Source organism: Streptomyces sp. NPDC001728 (assembly GCF_040297565.1).
Taxonomy (GTDB): Bacteria; Actinomycetota; Actinomycetes; order Streptomycetales; family Streptomycetaceae; genus Streptomyces.
On record NZ_JBEOZK010000008.1, the window covers coordinates 117,621 to 132,582 of the forward strand.

A 14,962-nucleotide genomic window follows, 5' to 3' on the forward strand; every position below is an offset into this window, starting at 1 on the left:
CGGTAGCGGGTCTGCCTACGCGTGGTGTTCGCCCATCGGGGAGCGGTCCCGGCGGGTGTACTCCGCACCGAGGGCGGCCGACTTCTCCGGGGTCAGGAGTTCGTACGGCGCGCCCGGCGTCGGGCGCCACCAGACGGGGTCCTCGCAGAGGAAGGCCGCTCGGCGGAGGGCCACGCGGTGGATCTTGTTCGTGGCCGTGAGGGGCAGTTCCCGCATCACGCGGACGAAGCGCGGCGGCATCTTCGTGCCCAGGTCCGCCTGGTCCGCGAGGAAGGCGGCGAAGGCCGAGGCATCGAAGGCCTCCCCCTCGCGCAGCGCGAGCGCCGCCATCACCTGGTCCCCCGCCACCGGGTCGGGTATCGCGTAGACCGCGACCCCCGCCGCCCGGTCCCAGCGGGCGAGGATGTGCTCGATCATCGCCGCCGCCAGGTTCTCGCTGTCGACCCGCAGCCTGTCGTCCGTACGGCCCGCGAAGTAGAGGTACCCGTCCGTGTCCCGGTAGAAGAGGTCGCCCGTCCAGTACCAGCCGTCCCGCAGCCGGGCCGCCTCCGCCTCCGGGTTGCGCCAGTAGCCCTCGAAGGGCGATCGGCCCCGGTTGACGAGTTCGCCGACCGCCTCGGCCGCGTTGAGGAGCCGGCCGGTGGGCGAGAAGCGTGCCCGGGGGCACTCCTTCCCCGACTCCGCGTCGATCACCGCCAGGTCGTCGCCCGGCGCGGCCCGCCCGATCGCCCCCGTAGGGGTGTCGGGGGTCCGCTGGATCGCCGCGCCGCCCTCGGAGGAGCCGTACCCCTCGACGAGCGGGACCCCGAAGCGCTCCCGGAAGCGGGCCGCGTCCACCGCCCCCGCCTCCGTGCCGAAGCCGAGGCGGAGCGGGTGCGCGCGGTCGTCCGGTCCGGGCGGGGTGGCGAGCAGGTACTGCACGGCCCGGCCCACGTAGGTGAAGTAGGTGGCGCCGTAGCGGCGTACGTCGGGCAGGAACCGGGAGGCGGAGAAGCGGGCCCGCAGCGCCACCCCGGCCCCGGCGGCGAGCGCGGGCGCCCAGTCCGCGATCACCGCGTTGCCGTGGAACATCGGCATGCAGATGTAGTGGACGTCGTCCCTGCCGACCCCGAAGTGGGAGACGAGCGAGGCGCCGGCGGCGGCCAGGCGCCCCTGGCTGCACAGGGCGGCCTTGGGTGCCCCCGTGGAACCGGAGGTGAAGGAGAGCAGGAAGCGGCTGTCGGGGCGTACGGGGCCGAGGGTGGCGTCTCCCGGCCGGGCGTTCCCGTAGGGGGCGAGGAGTTCCCGGTACGCGTCGGTGTCCGTGACCAGGATGCGCACGCCCGGCAGCGGCAGGCCGTCGAGGAGCGGCAGATGGGCGCGCTGGGTGACCAGGACCCGGCACTCGGTGTGCCGGATGTCCCGGGCGAGTTCGGCGCCGCGCCGGGTGGGGTTGATCCCGGCGACGGCGGCCCCCGCGAGGGCCGCCGCGCTGAGCCAGAGCGGGTACTCCGGCGTGTTGTCGAGCAGGATGCCGAGGTGCGGCTCGCCCCCCGGCAGGGGTGGCATCAGGTCCACGAGCAGTGCGGCCCGCGTGGCGGCGCCTGCGGCGACCTGGTGGTGGGTGAGGGTGTGGTGCTCGTCCCTCAGCCCGGTCCGGTGGTCGCCCCATTGGCGTCGTACGAGTTCCGCGACGGTGTCCGCACCCCTCATGAGCCGGACTGTAACTGACGGCTCGTCAGAATTGAACCGTCGGATCAGGCCCTTCGGAGGGCCCGTTCAGGACGCGCCCTCCGGGCCGCCCGTCAGAACGTGACGTCCGAGCAGGCGTAGAAGGCGTTCGCGGTGTCCGCGATCGTCCACACCGCCAGGATCACGTGACGGCCCGTCTTGCCCGCCGGGATCGTCCCGGAGTGCGAGAGGGTCGCCGGCGGCTGCTGGTTGTTGTAGGGGACGGTCAGGAACGGCTGGGGGTCGAGTGCGGCCCGGGTCAGCTTCTGGTTCGGGTCCCAGCCGTTCCTGGTGATGTAGTACCTGAAGTTGGTCGTGGCGTGCCGGGCCGTGAACTGCCAGCGGAAGCTGTAGCTCTGCCCCGCCGTGAGCTGCGTGGCGGGCCAGGCGCCACCCCGGGGATCGTCGAGCTGGGCGAACTGGGTGAGGCCCGCCGAACAGATCTTTCCGTCGGCGGGACCGGAGGCGGGGAAGCCCTTGGGGCCCTCGACCGACTGCGGCTCCCACTGGATGGGGCCGCAGTTGGTCACGGTGCCGTTGGCGCAGAGCTTCTGGCGGCTGATCGGTGCGTCGGTGTAGCCGTGGCTGCCGGCGCTGCCGGTGGCGAGGAGGGTGGCGCCGGCGACGCCGAGCGCCACCACCGCCGCCCCGACTGATTTCTTGCGCATGCTGTCGCTCCAGGAGAACGTGGGGGAGTTCCGTCGGGCCGTGCTGCACGCGTGCGGATGCTTCTTTTTGGTCTGGACCAAGTACCAAGGTATGGACGGAAGTTGAAGCTGTCCATCCCCTCACGCACCCTCCACAGGACCCGTCCTGCCCGTGTAGAACGCCACCGTCAGGTCCTTGACCAGCGCCTTGCGCTCGTAGTCGTCCAGCTCCACCAGACCACGACTGGTCAGCCGGTGGACCACGTCGTCCACCGCGTCCACCACCGAGGTCAGCACACTGTCCCGGTGCTTCGCGTCGATCGCCGCGATCCGTCGCCGCCGCATCGCCGCCGCCACCTCCGGCGCGTACTCGATCCGCGTCGGCTGCGCCGAGAACACGTCCACGCCGACCGGCACGCACTCCGCCGACAGCATCCGCGTCAGCGCCTCGCCGACCGCCTCCGCGTCCCGGAGCGTCGGCGCGTCCTCGTGGAACGCGTCCGCCGGAAGCTGCGAGAGCACCCGGGCCATCGCCGCCTCCACCTGCTCCCGCAGGTACTCCTCGTGGCCGTCGACCCCGAGCGCCGCGCGGACGGTGTCCCGCACCCGCCACACCACGAGCACGACGACGTCCAGCGCCGTCCCCTTCGCGTCGACCGCCGACAGCGGCTCGCTGCGCCAGTGCCGGAGCCGTACGTCGACCCGGCGGCGCAGCAGCAGCGGACTGATCCAGAGCAGACCGGTACGGCGGACCGTGCCCCGGTAGTCGCCGAACAGGGTCAGCACCCAGGCGTAGCCGACCCGGCCCCGGCCGAGGCCGCCGAGCGCGAACAGGGCGAGCACGACGCCGAGCGCGAGCAGGGCCCACTGGCCGAGATGGATGCCGTGGTACGGGCGTACCGGCAGCCGCAGCATCCGGGCCGCCTCCGCCGGTACGGCCCCGGCCCACCACACGACGGCCGCGCACCCGGCGAGCGCGAGGGCGCCGCCGACCACGCCGACCCACCCCGGCAGCACCGGCCCCGGCCGCTCGACGATCCCGGGGTCTGCGGTGGGGGCGGGACGGGAGAGGGCGACGGGGGCCTGGGGCCGGGACCGCCCGTCGGATGACGGGGGCTCGGACTGTGACTTGGGTTGCGATCTGGGCTGGGGCTGGAGCTTGGGGTGCGGCGTGGTGGTGGCCTTGCGGGTGGGATCGGGCGCGAGGTCCCTGGTCGGCTCGGCCTGTCCCTGGACCTTCGACGGGGCGGGGATGGCGGGGCCGCCGCCCTTCCGGGGTGTGGTGGGGGCCTGGGGCGGGGCCATGGAGACGGTGTCGGGGCCGCCGTCGTCGTCGCCCACCACGAAGGGCACGGCGCCCTCCGGCTCGTCCCGGAAAAGCAGGTGCACCGGGATGGAACCGGTGGTCTCGGCCCCGATCACGTTCTTCCGCCGTGCCACGCGCACGACAGCGGCGACGGGCACGGCGACCGCGCCGACCCCGGCACCGGCGATCCGCCCGAAGTCGGGAACGGAGGCGGGGGCGCTGCGCTCGGCGGGAACGGGAGGTGCCCCGGCGGGCGTGGAGGCGGCCGGGGCCGGGGCGGGGGCCCCTGCCGGGGTGGCGGGAGCGTGCGACACGGTACGGGGAAGGGCCCCGGCCGGCCGCACCGGCAACGCGGCGGGGGCTCCGCCGGAAGCGGGTACGGGCGTACCGCCGGGCGCGGCCGACGACACCGGGGCCGCCGGGGGGCGAACCCCGTCGCCCGGCGGCGGGGGTACGGACTCGCCACCGGGCGCGGGCACGGACTCGCCACCGGGCGCGGGCACGGACTCGCCACCGGGCGCGGGCACGGGCGTGGCCGCCGTACCCGCGGCCGAGCCCGGCGGGGGTACGTCGCTGCGCGTCGGTGCGGGGACGTCGCTGCGCGTCGGTGCCGATGCTGGTGACGGAGCGGCTGTCGCTGCGGGCTCCGCCACAGGCGCCTGCGCCGGTGCCGGTGCCGGTGCCGGTGCCGATCTCGGCGCCGCTGCCGGTTTCAGCGCCGCTGCCGGTGCCGGTGCCGATCTCGGCGCCGCTGCCGGTTTCAGCGCCGACTCGCGGCCCGGAACCGGCTCCGGCACCGGCTCCACAGCCAGAGCCGGAGCCGGAGCCGAGGGCAGGGCCGAATCCCGGCCCGGCACCGGAACCGCCGCCGCGGGCGCGGGCGCGGGCGCCGACTTGCCGTCCCGTACGGCCGAGGCGCCGTCGCGCAGGACCGCAGCACCATCCCGCATCGGCAACGCGCCGTCGCGCACGACCGCACCGCCATCGCGCACGGGCGACGCGCCGTCCCGCACGACCGCCACGCCGTCCCGCACGGGCGACGCGCCCACCCGCACGACCGCCACGCCGTCCCGCACGGGCGACGCGCCCACCCGCACGCCCGCCACGCCGTCCCCCGCCTCCGCCCTCGGCGGACCCGTCGGCGGGCCCGCCGTCGCGCCCTCGCCCACCGGTGCCGTCGGCGGGGCGCCCGGGGGTGCTGTCTGGGTGGGGGGTGTCCTCGGGAGGGTGCCGTCCGTCAGGCGTCTCGCTGTGCGTGCCGCGTCACGTGAGGCCGCCGCGCCGGAGTCCGCGGGGTTCGGGGTCGATGCCGTCATTCGGGGTCCACCTCATGCTCTCGGGGTCATCGGAACAAGCGCCGCCAGGTCTCCGGGCCCGGGTAGCCGTCGGCCGCTGCGCCGCGCCATCCCTGTGCCCGCTGGAACGCCTCGACGTTGCGGCGGTCCGCCTCCGTCCAGCGCGGACCGGGTCCCGACAGGTAGTGCTTGCCGAAGCCCCGCTTCACCAGTTGTTTGCCCAGCTTCTCCACATATGCGCTGGATTGGCCTGGACGGAAGGCGCCACGCCCGGGATAGTCCGTCACGTTCGCGCTCGGGCCGCCCGAACCACTCGAACCGCCGATTGACTTGCCCCCGCCGGACACGAGGAGCCGCCAGGTCTGGGGACCGGGCAGACCGTCCGCCTCGTTTCCCTTCCAGCCCTGCGCCAGCTGGAACGCCTGGGTCGCTCGCCGGTCCGCCTCGCCCCACTTCGGGCCGGGCCCCTGGCTGTAGTACTTCTTGGCGCCGCGGTCGACGAGGAGCCTGCCGAGCTGGGTGACGTACGCGTTGTCGGCGCCCGGACCGAACATGGCCGTCCCGGGGTACGGGGTCGCCGTGGGCGTCGCGCCGCCGCCGGTGCTGCCGCTGACCACACCCTTGTAGCGATAGGCCACGTACCGGCTGGAGTTCTCCCAGTACGCCATCGGCGTCGCCTGCTTGCGAGTGCGCGGCTTGGCCTGCTCGTAGGCGACGTACGAGGTGTGGGTGTAGTCGGTCCAGCCGCCGAAGATCGTGACGTGCGAGCCGCGCGTCGGGTTGGCGGGGTTGTGAAAGAGGAGGATGTCGCCGGGCTGGAGCTCGGTGCGGTCGATCCGGTCGGCGAAGCGGTCGAGGCTGCCGGTCCACTCGTTGCTGCGGAGGTTCCAGGCCATCGAGATGTAGCCGGAGCAGTCCTGGCGGTAGCCGTCCGACCAGTACTTCTCCATGGAGTACGGGACTTGGGCGGCCACCCACAGCTTGGCGCGGTTGATGATGTCGGCCCGGGTCGTCTGCCGCAGGGTGCCGGTCGAGATCTGACTGGTCGTCGGGGTCGAGATCGGCGAGGTCCCGGGACCGGGCGCTCCGTGCAGCGGCTCGCGTCCGCCCTGCGGGGTGTCGGGCCCCGGCTCGACGGCCCGGGGGGTCCCCTCCGTCAGGTCGGCCGGGACGAACGGTCCCGCCGACGGGGGCAGGGCCGCCGCCACCCCGGCCCCTCCCCCGCCCAGCACCACACCCGCCGCCGTCACCAGGACCAGGGCCCGGCGGGCGCCGTGCGCCGCGGGATGGCCGCCCGCCCGGACCGGCAGCCCCAGCACGAGGTCACGCCGCTGCTGGGCGCACCCCGGGCAGCCGCAGTCGGCCGCGGGTTCGAACTCCTCGAAGACCGGCACGCTCATGCGATTCCCCTCCACACTCGTCAAGATCTTTTCGACCCTTGGTTTCGGGCGTCAGTGTCTCAACTGTCTGGACAAATCGCATTTTGACGGATCGAAGCCCTGATACGACCATCCGACAGGCCGGTGGTGACCGGTATTGGTCGGGAGCACACCCGCACGTCGGGTAGAGTTCTCTCTGTCAGCAGGCGCCGCTAGCTCAGTTGGTTAGAGCAGCTGACTCTTAATCAGCGGGTCCGGGGTTCGAGTCCCTGGCGGCGCACGCAAAGTCAAGACCCCCTCACCGATGGTGAGGGGGTCTTGATCGTTCTCCGGTTCAGGGGCGCTCCGCCGCCGTCAGATAGGCCGAGACCACCACGTTCGCCGTGTACGCGTTCGACGTGCGGTCGAAGGTGCCGCCGCAGGTGATCAGGCGGAGTTCCGACCGGCGGGGGTCGCGGGCGCCGTAGACCTTGCTCGGGTCGAAGTGGTCCCGGGGGTGGACCTGGACGTCGTCCACCGTGAATTCCGCGACCGAGCCGTCCGTCCGGGTGACCCGGACCTTCGCGCCGGGGCGGGCCGCGCTCAGGCCGTAGAAGACGGCCGGGCGGGTGTCCGTGTCGACATGGCCGACGAGCAGGGCCGCGCCGGCCGCGCCCGGACGGGTCCCGGAACCGAACCAGCCGACCGTGTGCGCCATCTCGAAGGGGGGCGGGTCGATCGCGCCCGTGGCGTCCAGCCCGCGCGCCACGACGGGCGCGCTGATGCCGAGGGAGGGGATCTCCACGCGCCGGGGCTCGGCCTCGGCGATCGGGTCGTGGGCGGGCGGCAGCTCCACGCCCAGCGGGCGGCCGACCGCCGCGATGTCGCCGGTGGTCGGCGCGGAGCTGCCCCCGAGGCCCTCGGTGGCCTCGCGGCCCCAGAGCCAGAGCCCGAGCAGCAGGGCCGCCCAGGCGACGCCGGTGACGAGTCGCCCGGTGCCCGCCGGGCGGGTTCCGGACGGCACCGTCACTCCGCGCCGGTGCCCGAGCCCGCACCGGACCCGGCGGCCCGGCGGCGGGAGCTGCGGAAGGCGACCGCGACGGCGGCGACGGCGGCCATGCCGAGGCCGAGCAGGGTGTACGGGGTGCCGAGTCCGCTCTCGGTCGCGGTCTGGGCGACGCCGGGGGCGGCCGGGGCGGCGAACGCGGCGGTGCCGCCGCCGCCCGCGCGGACCGGGGCGACCGGGCTCGGGTGGTGGGTCGGCTCGCGCGTCGGCTCATGCGTCGGCCTGTGGGTCGGCTCATGCGTCGGCTCATGCGTCGGCTTGTGGGTCGGCTTGTGGGTCGGCTCATGCGTCGGCTTGTGGGTCGGCCGCTGGTGCCGGACCTCCACGGTGCCGACGTCCTGGTGGTCGTGGCCGTCGCAGGTCACGCCGACCTTGTACGTACCGTTCTCGAGACCGGACCTGATCGTGGTGTCGCCGAACAGCGGGGCGCCCCCGCCGTCCCGGCCGGTGAGATCCACGTCGGCGACGAACGCCGGGGACTTCGCGGAACCGGTCGTGCCCTTGCAGCCCTGGACGCGGACGTCCACGTCGGCTCCGGGCGCGGCGGTGGACGGGGTGACGGTGGCCTTGACCCCGTCATGGGCGTACGCGTTACCGGCCGTGGGTGCCAGTACGAGTACCAAGGCCGCCCCTGCGGCACGGAGAGCAATGGAACCTGAACGCATCGTGACCTCCTGGTACTGGCAGGTTCACCCGGATCGGGACTTTTCGCATCCGCAGGGGCCGGCGAGGGGGCTCGCTACACGCGGTCGACGAGGTCCGCGATCGACGGGACGATCTTCGACGGGCGGAAGGGGAAGCGGTCGATCTCCGCCTGGGTGGTCAGGCCGGTCAGCACCAGGAAGGTCTGCATCCCGGCCTCCAGACCGGCCAGGATGTCGGTGTCCATCCGGTCGCCGATCATGGCGCTGGACTCGGAGTGGGCGCCGATGGCGTTGAGGCCGGTGCGCATCATGAGCGGGTTCGGCTTGCCCGCGAAGTACGGGGCCTTGCCGGTGGCCTTGGTGATGAGCGCGGCGACGGAGCCGGTGGCCGGGAGCGGGCCTTCGAGGGAGGGGCCGGTCTCGTCCGGGTTGGTGCAGATGAAGCGGGCGCCGCCGTTGATGAGCCGGACGGCCTTGGTCATCGCCTCGAAGGAGTACGTACGGGTCTCGCCGAGGACCACGTAGTCCGGGTCGTGGTCGGTGAGGACGTAGCCGATGTCGTGCAGCGCGGTGGTGAGACCGGCCTCGCCGATGACGTACGCGGTGCCGCCGGGGCGCTGGTCGTCGAGGAACTTGGCGGTGGCGAGGGCCGAGGTCCAGATGTTCTCGACGGGGACTTCGAGGCCCATCCGGGCGAGCCGCGCGTGCAGGTCGCGGGCCGTGTACATCGAGTTGTTGGTGAGGACCAGGAAGGGCTTCCCGGTCTCCCGCAGCTTCTTGATGAACGCGTCGGCGCCGGGGATCGGCACTCCCTCGTGGATGAGGACGCCGTCCATGTCGGTCAGCCAGGATTCGATCGGCTTGCGCTCTGCCATGGGTGCGGGACTCCTGCCGTACGGGCGTGCGGTGTGCTGGGGGCGCCGCGACAGCGCTGTGGCGACGCCCCCAGCCTAATCAGGATGCGGTGATCTTGACCCCGTCGATCGTCCAGTACCAGTTGTTGGCGCCGGTGTAGCGGAAGCGGAAGCTCACGCTGGTTGCCCCGGCGGGGACCGGGACGGCGAGCGACTGGGGCTGCGAGACGACGTCGGCGGTGTAGTTCTTCACCACGGTCGGGGTGCCGCCGTTGAAGACCGCCTGCACCTGGGCGGTCTGCGCGCCCTCCTGGCGGTGGAAGGTGGTGAGGTCCAGGGTGACCCGGCTCGCCCCCGAGACGCTTTCCGGATTCGTACGGTGAACTCTTGGCGCCGATCGGTTCCGTCAGCTGCCGGTGGCGGACTTCCAGGCGTCCACGTACGTCTTGAGGTTCTTGTCGATGTCGGCCCAGTCCGGCTCGAAGACCTCGACGCCCTCCATCAGCCTGGCCAGTGCGATGGCGTTGGCGTCGGTGGCCTTGACGTCCTTGCGGGCCGGGAAGCCGCCGCCGATGGCGCTGACCTCGCGCTGGGCGCCCTCGCTCAGCATGAAGTCGAGGAGCTTCTTGCCGTTCTCGGTGTGCGGGGCCTTGTTCACCAGCCCGGCCGCGTACGGCAGGGCGAAGGTGGTGGGCTTGCCCGCACTCTTGGCCGGGAACCAGATGCCGAGGTTCGGCATGGACTTGGACTGCGCGAAGTTCATCTGGACGTCGCCGTTGGCGACGAGGAGTTCGCCCTTGTCCACCTTGGGGGCGAGCTTGGAGGTGGAGGAGGACGGGCCGACGTTGTTGGCCTGGAGCTTCTTCAGGTACTCCAGGGCCGCGTCCTTGCCGCCGAAGTCGTGCATCGCCTGGATGAGGACGGCGGTGCCGTCGCCCGCGACGCCGGGGGTGGAGTACTGGAGCCTGTTCTTGTACTTCGCGTCGAGCAGCTCCTCCCAGGTCTTCGGGGCGGCGGGCAGCTCCTTCTTGTTGTGGACGAAGCCGAAGTAGTTGTTGACGACGGAGGTCCAGGTGCCGTCGCCCGCCTTGTCGCCGCCGTTGACCTGGTCGGCGCCCGCCGGGGCGTAGGCCTGCAGCAGGCCCTTGGAGCCGGCCTGCTGGATGAAGGGCGGCAGGGTCACGATGACGTCGGCCTGGGTGTTGGTCTTCTCGCGGAGGGCGCGCTGCACCATCTCCCCGGAGCCCCCCTCGACGTACTTGACCTCGATGCCGGTCTTCTTCTCGAAGTCGGCGAAGACCTTGTCGTACCAGCCGTCGCCCGCCTCGCCCTTGAGGCCGTCGGCGCTGTAGACGGTGACGATCTTCTCGTCGGAGGCGGCGGAGGAATCGCCGCAGGCGGTGAGGCCGGCGGCGAGGACGAGGGAGCCGGTGAGGGCGGCGATCGGCTTGGCGTACGTACGCATAACGTCGTTCTCTCCTGAGGGTCTTTAGCGGAAGGAGGCCTTGGTACGGATACGGGAGACGGCGAGCAGGGCCAGCAGGGTCGCCCCCATGAGGACCACGGCGAGCGCCGAGCCGGTGAACAGGGAGCCACGGTCGGTGGCGGTGAAGACGAGGACCGGAAGGGGCATCCAGTCCGGCGGGTAGAGCATCATCGTGGCGCTCAACTCGCCCATGGACAGGGCGAAGCAGAGCCCGGCCGCCGCGTTCAGGGACGGCAGCAGGAGCGGGAGCCTCACCCGGAGCAGGACGTACGAGGGGCGGGCGCCGAGACTGGCCGCCGCCTGCTCGTACATCGGGTCGAGCCGCCGGATCGCGGCCGACACCGACTGGTGGGCGAACGCCGTGACGAGCACGGTGTGCGCGAGGATCACGATCCAGCGCGTGCCGTTGAGGAGCACCGGCGGCTGCGAGAACGCGACGAGGACGGCCAGGCCGACGACCACCGAGGGCACCGCGACCGGCAGCATGAACAGGGCGTCGAGGACCTTCTTGCCCCGGGCGCCCGCCTTGCCGCTCGCCCCGAGCGCGGCCCCGGCGAGCGCGGCCCAGGTGCCGACGGTCAGCGCGATCAGGCTCGCGGTGACGGCCGTGATCAGGCTGGTGGTGAGCGCCTGGAGGGACTCCCCTCGGACGGCCGCCGCGTAGTGCCCGGTGGTCGGCCCGGAGGGGAAGGCGCCGGACCAGTTCGTGGAGAACGAGGCGGCGACGATCACCAGGAGGGGGAGGGCGAAGAGCGGGACGAACAGGACGGCGAACGTGACCCAGGCCGTCCATCTGCCCGTACGGCTATGCACCAGCACGTCGGCTCACCCCCCGGTACAGGACGTAGAGGCCCACGGAGAGGGCGACGGCGACGACGGCGACGACACAGGCGGCGGTGTAGTCGGATTCGAGGATCGCCTTGCTGTAGACCAGCATCGGGAGGGTCGTGACGCCCTTGGCGCCGGTGAAGAGGACGATCCCGAACTCGTTGAGGCACATGACCAGGACGAGGCTGCCGCCGGCGGCCAGCGCGGGCAGCGCCTCGGGCAGGATCACCTGCCGGACGATCCGCAGCGGCCGGGCGCCGAGCGAGGACGCCACCTCCAGTTGGGCGGTCTCCATCTGCGAGAAGGCGGCGAGCAGTGGCCGCATCACGAACGGGGTGAAGTACGTGATCTCGGCGAGGAGGACGCCCCAGGGGGTGGTCAGGAACTGGAAGGGGCCCGTCGGGTCGCCGGTGACGTCCGTCCAGACGCCGTTGGCCATGCCGACCGTGCCGTAGAGGAACAGCAGGGCGAGGGTGATCAGGAAGGACGGGAAGGAGAGGAAGACATCGATGAACTTCGACACCGCCTTCCCGCCGGGGAAGGGGACGAAGGCGATCACGACGGCGAGCGCGAAGCCGAGGACCAGACAGCCGGCGGTGGCGGCGACGGCGAGCCACACCGTGGTGACGAGGGCCTCGCGGAAGGTCTCGGAGGCGAAGACGTCGGCGTACGCGCCGGGGGCCAGGGACTCCTGGACGACGAGCGCGAGGGGGTAGAGGAAGACGACGGCGAGGACGGCGACCGGGGGCAGGGCCCAGATCCAGGTCGGCGTCGTGCGCACGCGCTCCGCGGGCGCGGGTACGGACGGGGCGGGCGCCACGCTCGGCGCGGGCCGCCGTTCCATGACGCTCCGTACCCCGCTACTCATCGCTCACCCCCGCACCCAGCAGCACCGCGTCCTCGGGCGCGAAGTGCAACGTCACCTCGGTCCCGAGCGGCGGCGTCTCCCGCAGCTCCCGCACGTCGGCCTTCACCCGGTGGCCGCCGACCTCGACGTACAGCCGGTGGGTGGAGCCGCGCCACTGGACCTCGGAGATACGGCCGCGCAGGGGGTTCGGCCCGTCGCCGAGCCCGACCAGGTGCGGCCGGACGCAGAGGGTGGCGGCGGCGCCGGGGGCCGGACCGGTCACGTCGTCCACGGCGACCTTCAGTTCGGTCCCGTCGAAGACGACCCCGCCCCCGCCCACCGTCACCGGCAGCAGGTTGGCATTGCCGACGAACGAGGCCGTGAACTCCGTACGGGGCCTGCGGTACAGGTCCTGCGGGGTGCCGCAGTCCTGGAGCCGGGCCTTGTCCATGACGGCGATCCGGTCCGCGAGGGTCAGCGCCTCGACCTGGTCGTGGGTCACGTACAGGATCGATACCTCGGGCAACTCACGGTGCAGCCGGGCTAGTTCGGCCAGCATCCCGGAGCGCAGCCGGGCGTCGAGCGCGGACAGCGGCTCGTCCAGGAGGAGGACCTTGGGGCGGATGGCGAGCGCGCGGGCGATGGCCACGCGCTGCTGCTGGCCACCGGAGAGCTCCCGGGGGTACCGGTGGGCGTAGGCCGCCATGCCGGTCATCTCCAGGGCCTCGGCGACCCGGCCGGGGATCTCGCCCTTCGGCGCCTTCTGCGCCTTCAGACCGAAGGCGACGTTGGCGTCGACCCGCAGGTGCGGGAAGAGGGCGTACTGCTGGACGACCATGCCGATCCCCCGCTTGTACGGCGGGAGGCCGGTCACGTCCCGGTCGCCGATGAGCACCCGCCCGGAGGCCGGCCGCACGAATCCGGCGACGGCCCGCAGCGCGGTGGTCTTGCCGGAGCCGGAGGGCCCGAGGAGGGCCATCACCTCACCGGGTTCGACGGTCAGGTCGAGGCGGTCGAGGACGGTGGTGCCGCCGTACGCGACGGACACGGCGTCGAAGCGGATGCCGCTGGTCATGCCTCGAACTCCTGGATGAGCGTAGGGAGTTCGACGACGGAGGCGAGGACGTGCGTGGCGCCGTGCGCCCGGAGCGCCGCCTCGTCGTGCGCGCCCGTCAGGACGCCCGCCACGATCCCGGCGCCCGACCGGACGCCGCTGAGCATGTCGTACGAGGTGTCTCCGGCGACCACGATCCGCCGAACGTCGTCCACGGCTCCGGTACGGAGGAAGGCCGCCAGGACCATGTCCGGGTACGGGCGGCCCCGGCCGCCGGCGTCGGCCGGGCAGAGGGTCAGCCCGACCAGGTCCCGCCAGCCCAGGGCGTCGAGGATGGCGTCCTGGGTGACCCGGGCGAAGCCGGTGGTGAGGACGACGGTCCGGCCCTGGTCCCTGAGTGCGGCGACGGCCTCGGCCGCGCCGGGGAGCGGGGCGATCAGACCGCCGTCGACCAGCTCTCCGTAGGCCGCCTCGAAGGCGAGGTTGGCCTCCTTCGCGCGGGTCTCGTCACCGCCGAACAGGTGCCGGAAGACGGAGATCTTGGACTCGCCCATGGTGGCGCGGACATGGTCGATCATCGTGGCGGGGTCTTCGCCGAGGCGCTCGGCGGCGGCCGTGAAGGCCTGCTCGACGAGGCCGCCGTCGGCGACGGTCGTCCCGGCCATGTCCAGTACGACGAGGTCGTGCTTGGGGTTCTCGGTCACGGTGTTCACCAGCCCAGTTCGTTCGCGGTCGTCTCGGCGATGGCGGGCGAGCAGGTCATGCCCCGGCCGCCGGGCCCGGTCACCAGCCACACGCCGTCGCGGACCCGCTGGCGGTGCACGACCCTGCTGGTGTCGACGCACTGCGCGTACACCCCGGCCCAGCGGCGCCTGATCTTCGGCAGCGGGCGGCCGAGGAAGGACTCGACGACACGGGTGAGGTGCTCGTGGGGGTCTTCGAGGGTGTCGAAGGCGAAGGGGTGCTCGTACTCGTGGGTGTCGCCGATGGTCAGTCCGCCGTCGAGGCGCTGCACCATGAGCAGCTGCATCTTGTGGGCGGCGGCGGTGGGGTCCTGCGCCTGGCCGTCGTTGAGGGCGTCCAGGGCGGGGGACGCGTACGCCGGGTAGTAGCGGAAGGAGTCGGCGTCCGCGACGGAGGTGGTGAGCCGCTCGCCGAGGGGTTCGGTCTGCATCATCTGGAGCCGGACGCGGCGGACGGGTATCTCGCCCGCGACCTCGCGGACGAGGCCGGAGAGCGCGGCACCGGTGCACAGGACCACGGCGTCGCCGGTGTGGACGTCGCCGTGGTCGTCGCGGACGGAGTGCTCCCCGACGACGTCCCGGACCTCGCGGTTCGGCAGGAAGGTGTACTTCCCCGTGGCGAGGAGGGCCTCGCGGAGGGCGAGCTGCGCGAGGCGCGGCTCGACGGCGGCGTCCCGCTCGCACCACAGCGCGGCCTCGAACGTCCCGCGCAGGGCCGGGTTGACCGCGCGGGCCTCGTCGGCCGTGAGCAGCTTGTAGCCGCGCGCGGCGGCGTCGGGGCGGGCCACGGCGGCCTCGGCGACGGCGAGTTCGAGCTCGTTCCGCACGGGGGTGAGGGAGCCGATGGCCCGGAAGCCGAGCCCGGGGACGCGGGCCCCGATGCCCTCCCAGAGTTCGCGGGCGCGCAGGGCGGTGTCCAGCTCCTCTCCGGCCGCCCGTCCGCTCACCCAGATCTGGCCGAAGTTGCGGAGGGATGCTCCGCGCGCCTCGGCCTCGCGCTCGATGTGTACGACCTCATGGCCGCGTTCCACTGCGTGCCAGGCGTGCATGGTTCCCACCACGCCGGCTCCTACGACGATCACCTTCATGCCGTCGACGGTCGCGGGGGCGGGTGACCCGGACGG

13 protein-coding genes, 1 tRNA gene and 1 pseudogene are annotated in these 14,962 nt (G+C 72.9%); 1 reads left to right on the forward strand and 14 read right to left on the reverse strand.

All coding sequences use genetic code 11. The features are described from left to right. Positions 1-15: 15 nt before the first annotated feature. The 4 genes from ABT154_RS14710 to ABT154_RS14725 form a co-directional block, all read right to left on the reverse strand. A complete protein-coding gene (locus ABT154_RS14710; protein ID WP_351857060.1) occupies positions 16-1,692 on the reverse strand; it encodes an AMP-binding protein in 1,677 nt (558 codons plus the stop codon). 92 nt (positions 1,693-1,784) lie between these two features. Beyond that, positions 1,785-2,378, reverse strand: a complete 594-nt coding sequence (locus ABT154_RS14715) for a lytic polysaccharide monooxygenase auxiliary activity family 9 protein (protein WP_351857062.1) — start codon at positions 2,376-2,378, stop codon at positions 1,785-1,787. 120 nt (positions 2,379-2,498) lie between these two features. Beyond that, positions 2,499-3,977, reverse strand: a complete 1,479-nt coding sequence (locus tag ABT154_RS14720) for an SPFH domain-containing protein (protein ID WP_351857064.1) — start codon at positions 3,975-3,977, stop codon at positions 2,499-2,501. Between the two features lie 1,028 nt (positions 3,978-5,005). Further along, the gene (locus tag ABT154_RS14725; protein ID WP_351857066.1) at positions 5,006-6,358 is read right to left on the reverse strand and encodes a peptidoglycan-binding protein; all 1,353 of its coding nucleotides are present in this window, start codon (positions 6,356-6,358) and stop codon (positions 5,006-5,008) included. 185 nt (positions 6,359-6,543) lie between these two features. Here ABT154_RS14725 and ABT154_RS14730 point away from each other — a divergent pair. Continuing rightward, positions 6,544-6,617, forward strand: a tRNA-Lys gene (locus tag ABT154_RS14730). Positions 6,618-6,671: 54 nt separating this feature from the next. On the opposite strand, the gene ABT154_RS14735 is transcribed toward ABT154_RS14730, so the two are convergent. The 10 genes and pseudogenes from ABT154_RS14735 to ABT154_RS14780 form a co-directional block, all read right to left on the reverse strand. Next, positions 6,672-7,346, reverse strand: a complete 675-nt coding sequence (locus tag ABT154_RS14735) for a class F sortase (RefSeq protein ID WP_502969502.1) — start codon at positions 7,344-7,346, stop codon at positions 6,672-6,674. Further along, positions 7,343-8,005 (reverse strand): PT domain-containing protein, encoded by a 663-nt coding sequence (locus ABT154_RS14740; RefSeq protein ID WP_351857070.1) that lies wholly within the window; start codon positions 8,003-8,005, stop codon positions 7,343-7,345. Before ABT154_RS14740 ends, ABT154_RS14735 begins: the two co-directional genes overlap by 4 nt. A 116-nt stretch (positions 8,006-8,121) precedes the next feature. Further along, positions 8,122-8,901, reverse strand: coding sequence for an HAD-IIA family hydrolase (locus ABT154_RS14745; protein WP_351857072.1), 780 nt, complete (start codon positions 8,899-8,901; stop codon positions 8,122-8,124). Between the two features lie 79 nt (positions 8,902-8,980). Beyond that, positions 8,981-9,244 (reverse strand): annotated as a pseudogene (locus ABT154_RS14750) (alkaline phosphatase family protein); the annotation flags it as partial. A gap of 42 nt (positions 9,245-9,286) precedes the next feature. After that, positions 9,287-10,345 carry a 2-aminoethylphosphonate ABC transporter substrate-binding protein gene (locus tag ABT154_RS14755; protein WP_351857073.1) on the reverse strand — a complete coding sequence of 353 codons (1,059 nt, stop codon included), beginning with the start codon at positions 10,343-10,345 and terminating at the stop codon, positions 9,287-9,289. A 24-nt stretch (positions 10,346-10,369) separates the two neighbouring features. After that, positions 10,370-11,185, reverse strand: a complete 816-nt coding sequence (locus ABT154_RS14760; RefSeq protein ID WP_351857075.1) for an ABC transporter permease — start codon at positions 11,183-11,185, stop codon at positions 10,370-10,372. Then, positions 11,172-12,038 (reverse strand): 2-aminoethylphosphonate ABC transporter permease subunit, encoded by an 867-nt coding sequence (locus tag ABT154_RS14765; protein WP_351857077.1) that lies wholly within the window; start codon positions 12,036-12,038, stop codon positions 11,172-11,174. Before ABT154_RS14765 ends, ABT154_RS14760 begins: the two co-directional genes overlap by 14 nt. Positions 12,039-12,054: 16 nt before the next feature. Then, positions 12,055-13,116 carry an ABC transporter ATP-binding protein gene (locus tag ABT154_RS14770; RefSeq protein WP_351857079.1) on the reverse strand — a complete coding sequence of 354 codons (1,062 nt, stop codon included), beginning with the start codon at positions 13,114-13,116 and terminating at the stop codon, positions 12,055-12,057. After that, a complete protein-coding gene (locus ABT154_RS14775) occupies positions 13,113-13,808 on the reverse strand; it encodes a phosphonatase-like hydrolase (RefSeq protein ID WP_351857081.1) in 696 nt (231 codons plus the stop codon). The genes ABT154_RS14770 and ABT154_RS14775 overlap by 4 nt, the downstream gene beginning before the upstream one ends. Beyond that, positions 13,805-14,926, reverse strand: a complete 1,122-nt coding sequence (locus ABT154_RS14780) for a TIGR03364 family FAD-dependent oxidoreductase (protein WP_351857083.1) — start codon at positions 14,924-14,926, stop codon at positions 13,805-13,807. Before ABT154_RS14780 ends, ABT154_RS14775 begins: the two co-directional genes overlap by 4 nt. Positions 14,927-14,962: the final 36 nt, after the last annotated feature.

What these genes read in the sequence shown, in the direction of transcription:
- ABT154_RS14710 (WP_351857060.1), bottom strand. Translation starts at nt 1,692, where the DNA reads ATGAGGGGTGCGGACACCGTCGCGGAACTCGTACGACGCCAATGGGGC.
- ABT154_RS14715 (WP_351857062.1), bottom strand. Translation starts at nt 2,378, where the DNA reads ATGCGCAAGAAATCAGTCGGGGCGGCGGTGGTGGCGCTCGGCGTCGCC.
- ABT154_RS14725 (WP_351857066.1), bottom strand. Translation starts at nt 6,358, where the DNA reads ATGAGCGTGCCGGTCTTCGAGGAGTTCGAACCCGCGGCCGACTGCGGC.
- ABT154_RS14745 (WP_351857072.1), bottom strand. Translation starts at nt 8,901, where the DNA reads ATGGCAGAGCGCAAGCCGATCGAATCCTGGCTGACCGACATGGACGGC.
- ABT154_RS14755 (WP_351857073.1), bottom strand. Translation starts at nt 10,345, where the DNA reads ATGCGTACGTACGCCAAGCCGATCGCCGCCCTCACCGGCTCCCTCGTC.
- ABT154_RS14765 (WP_351857077.1), bottom strand. Translation starts at nt 12,038, where the DNA reads ATGGAACGGCGGCCCGCGCCGAGCGTGGCGCCCGCCCCGTCCGTACCC.
- ABT154_RS14770 (WP_351857079.1), bottom strand. Translation starts at nt 13,116, where the DNA reads ATGACCAGCGGCATCCGCTTCGACGCCGTGTCCGTCGCGTACGGCGGC.
- ABT154_RS14780 (WP_351857083.1), bottom strand. Translation starts at nt 14,926, where the DNA reads ATGAAGGTGATCGTCGTAGGAGCCGGCGTGGTGGGAACCATGCACGCC.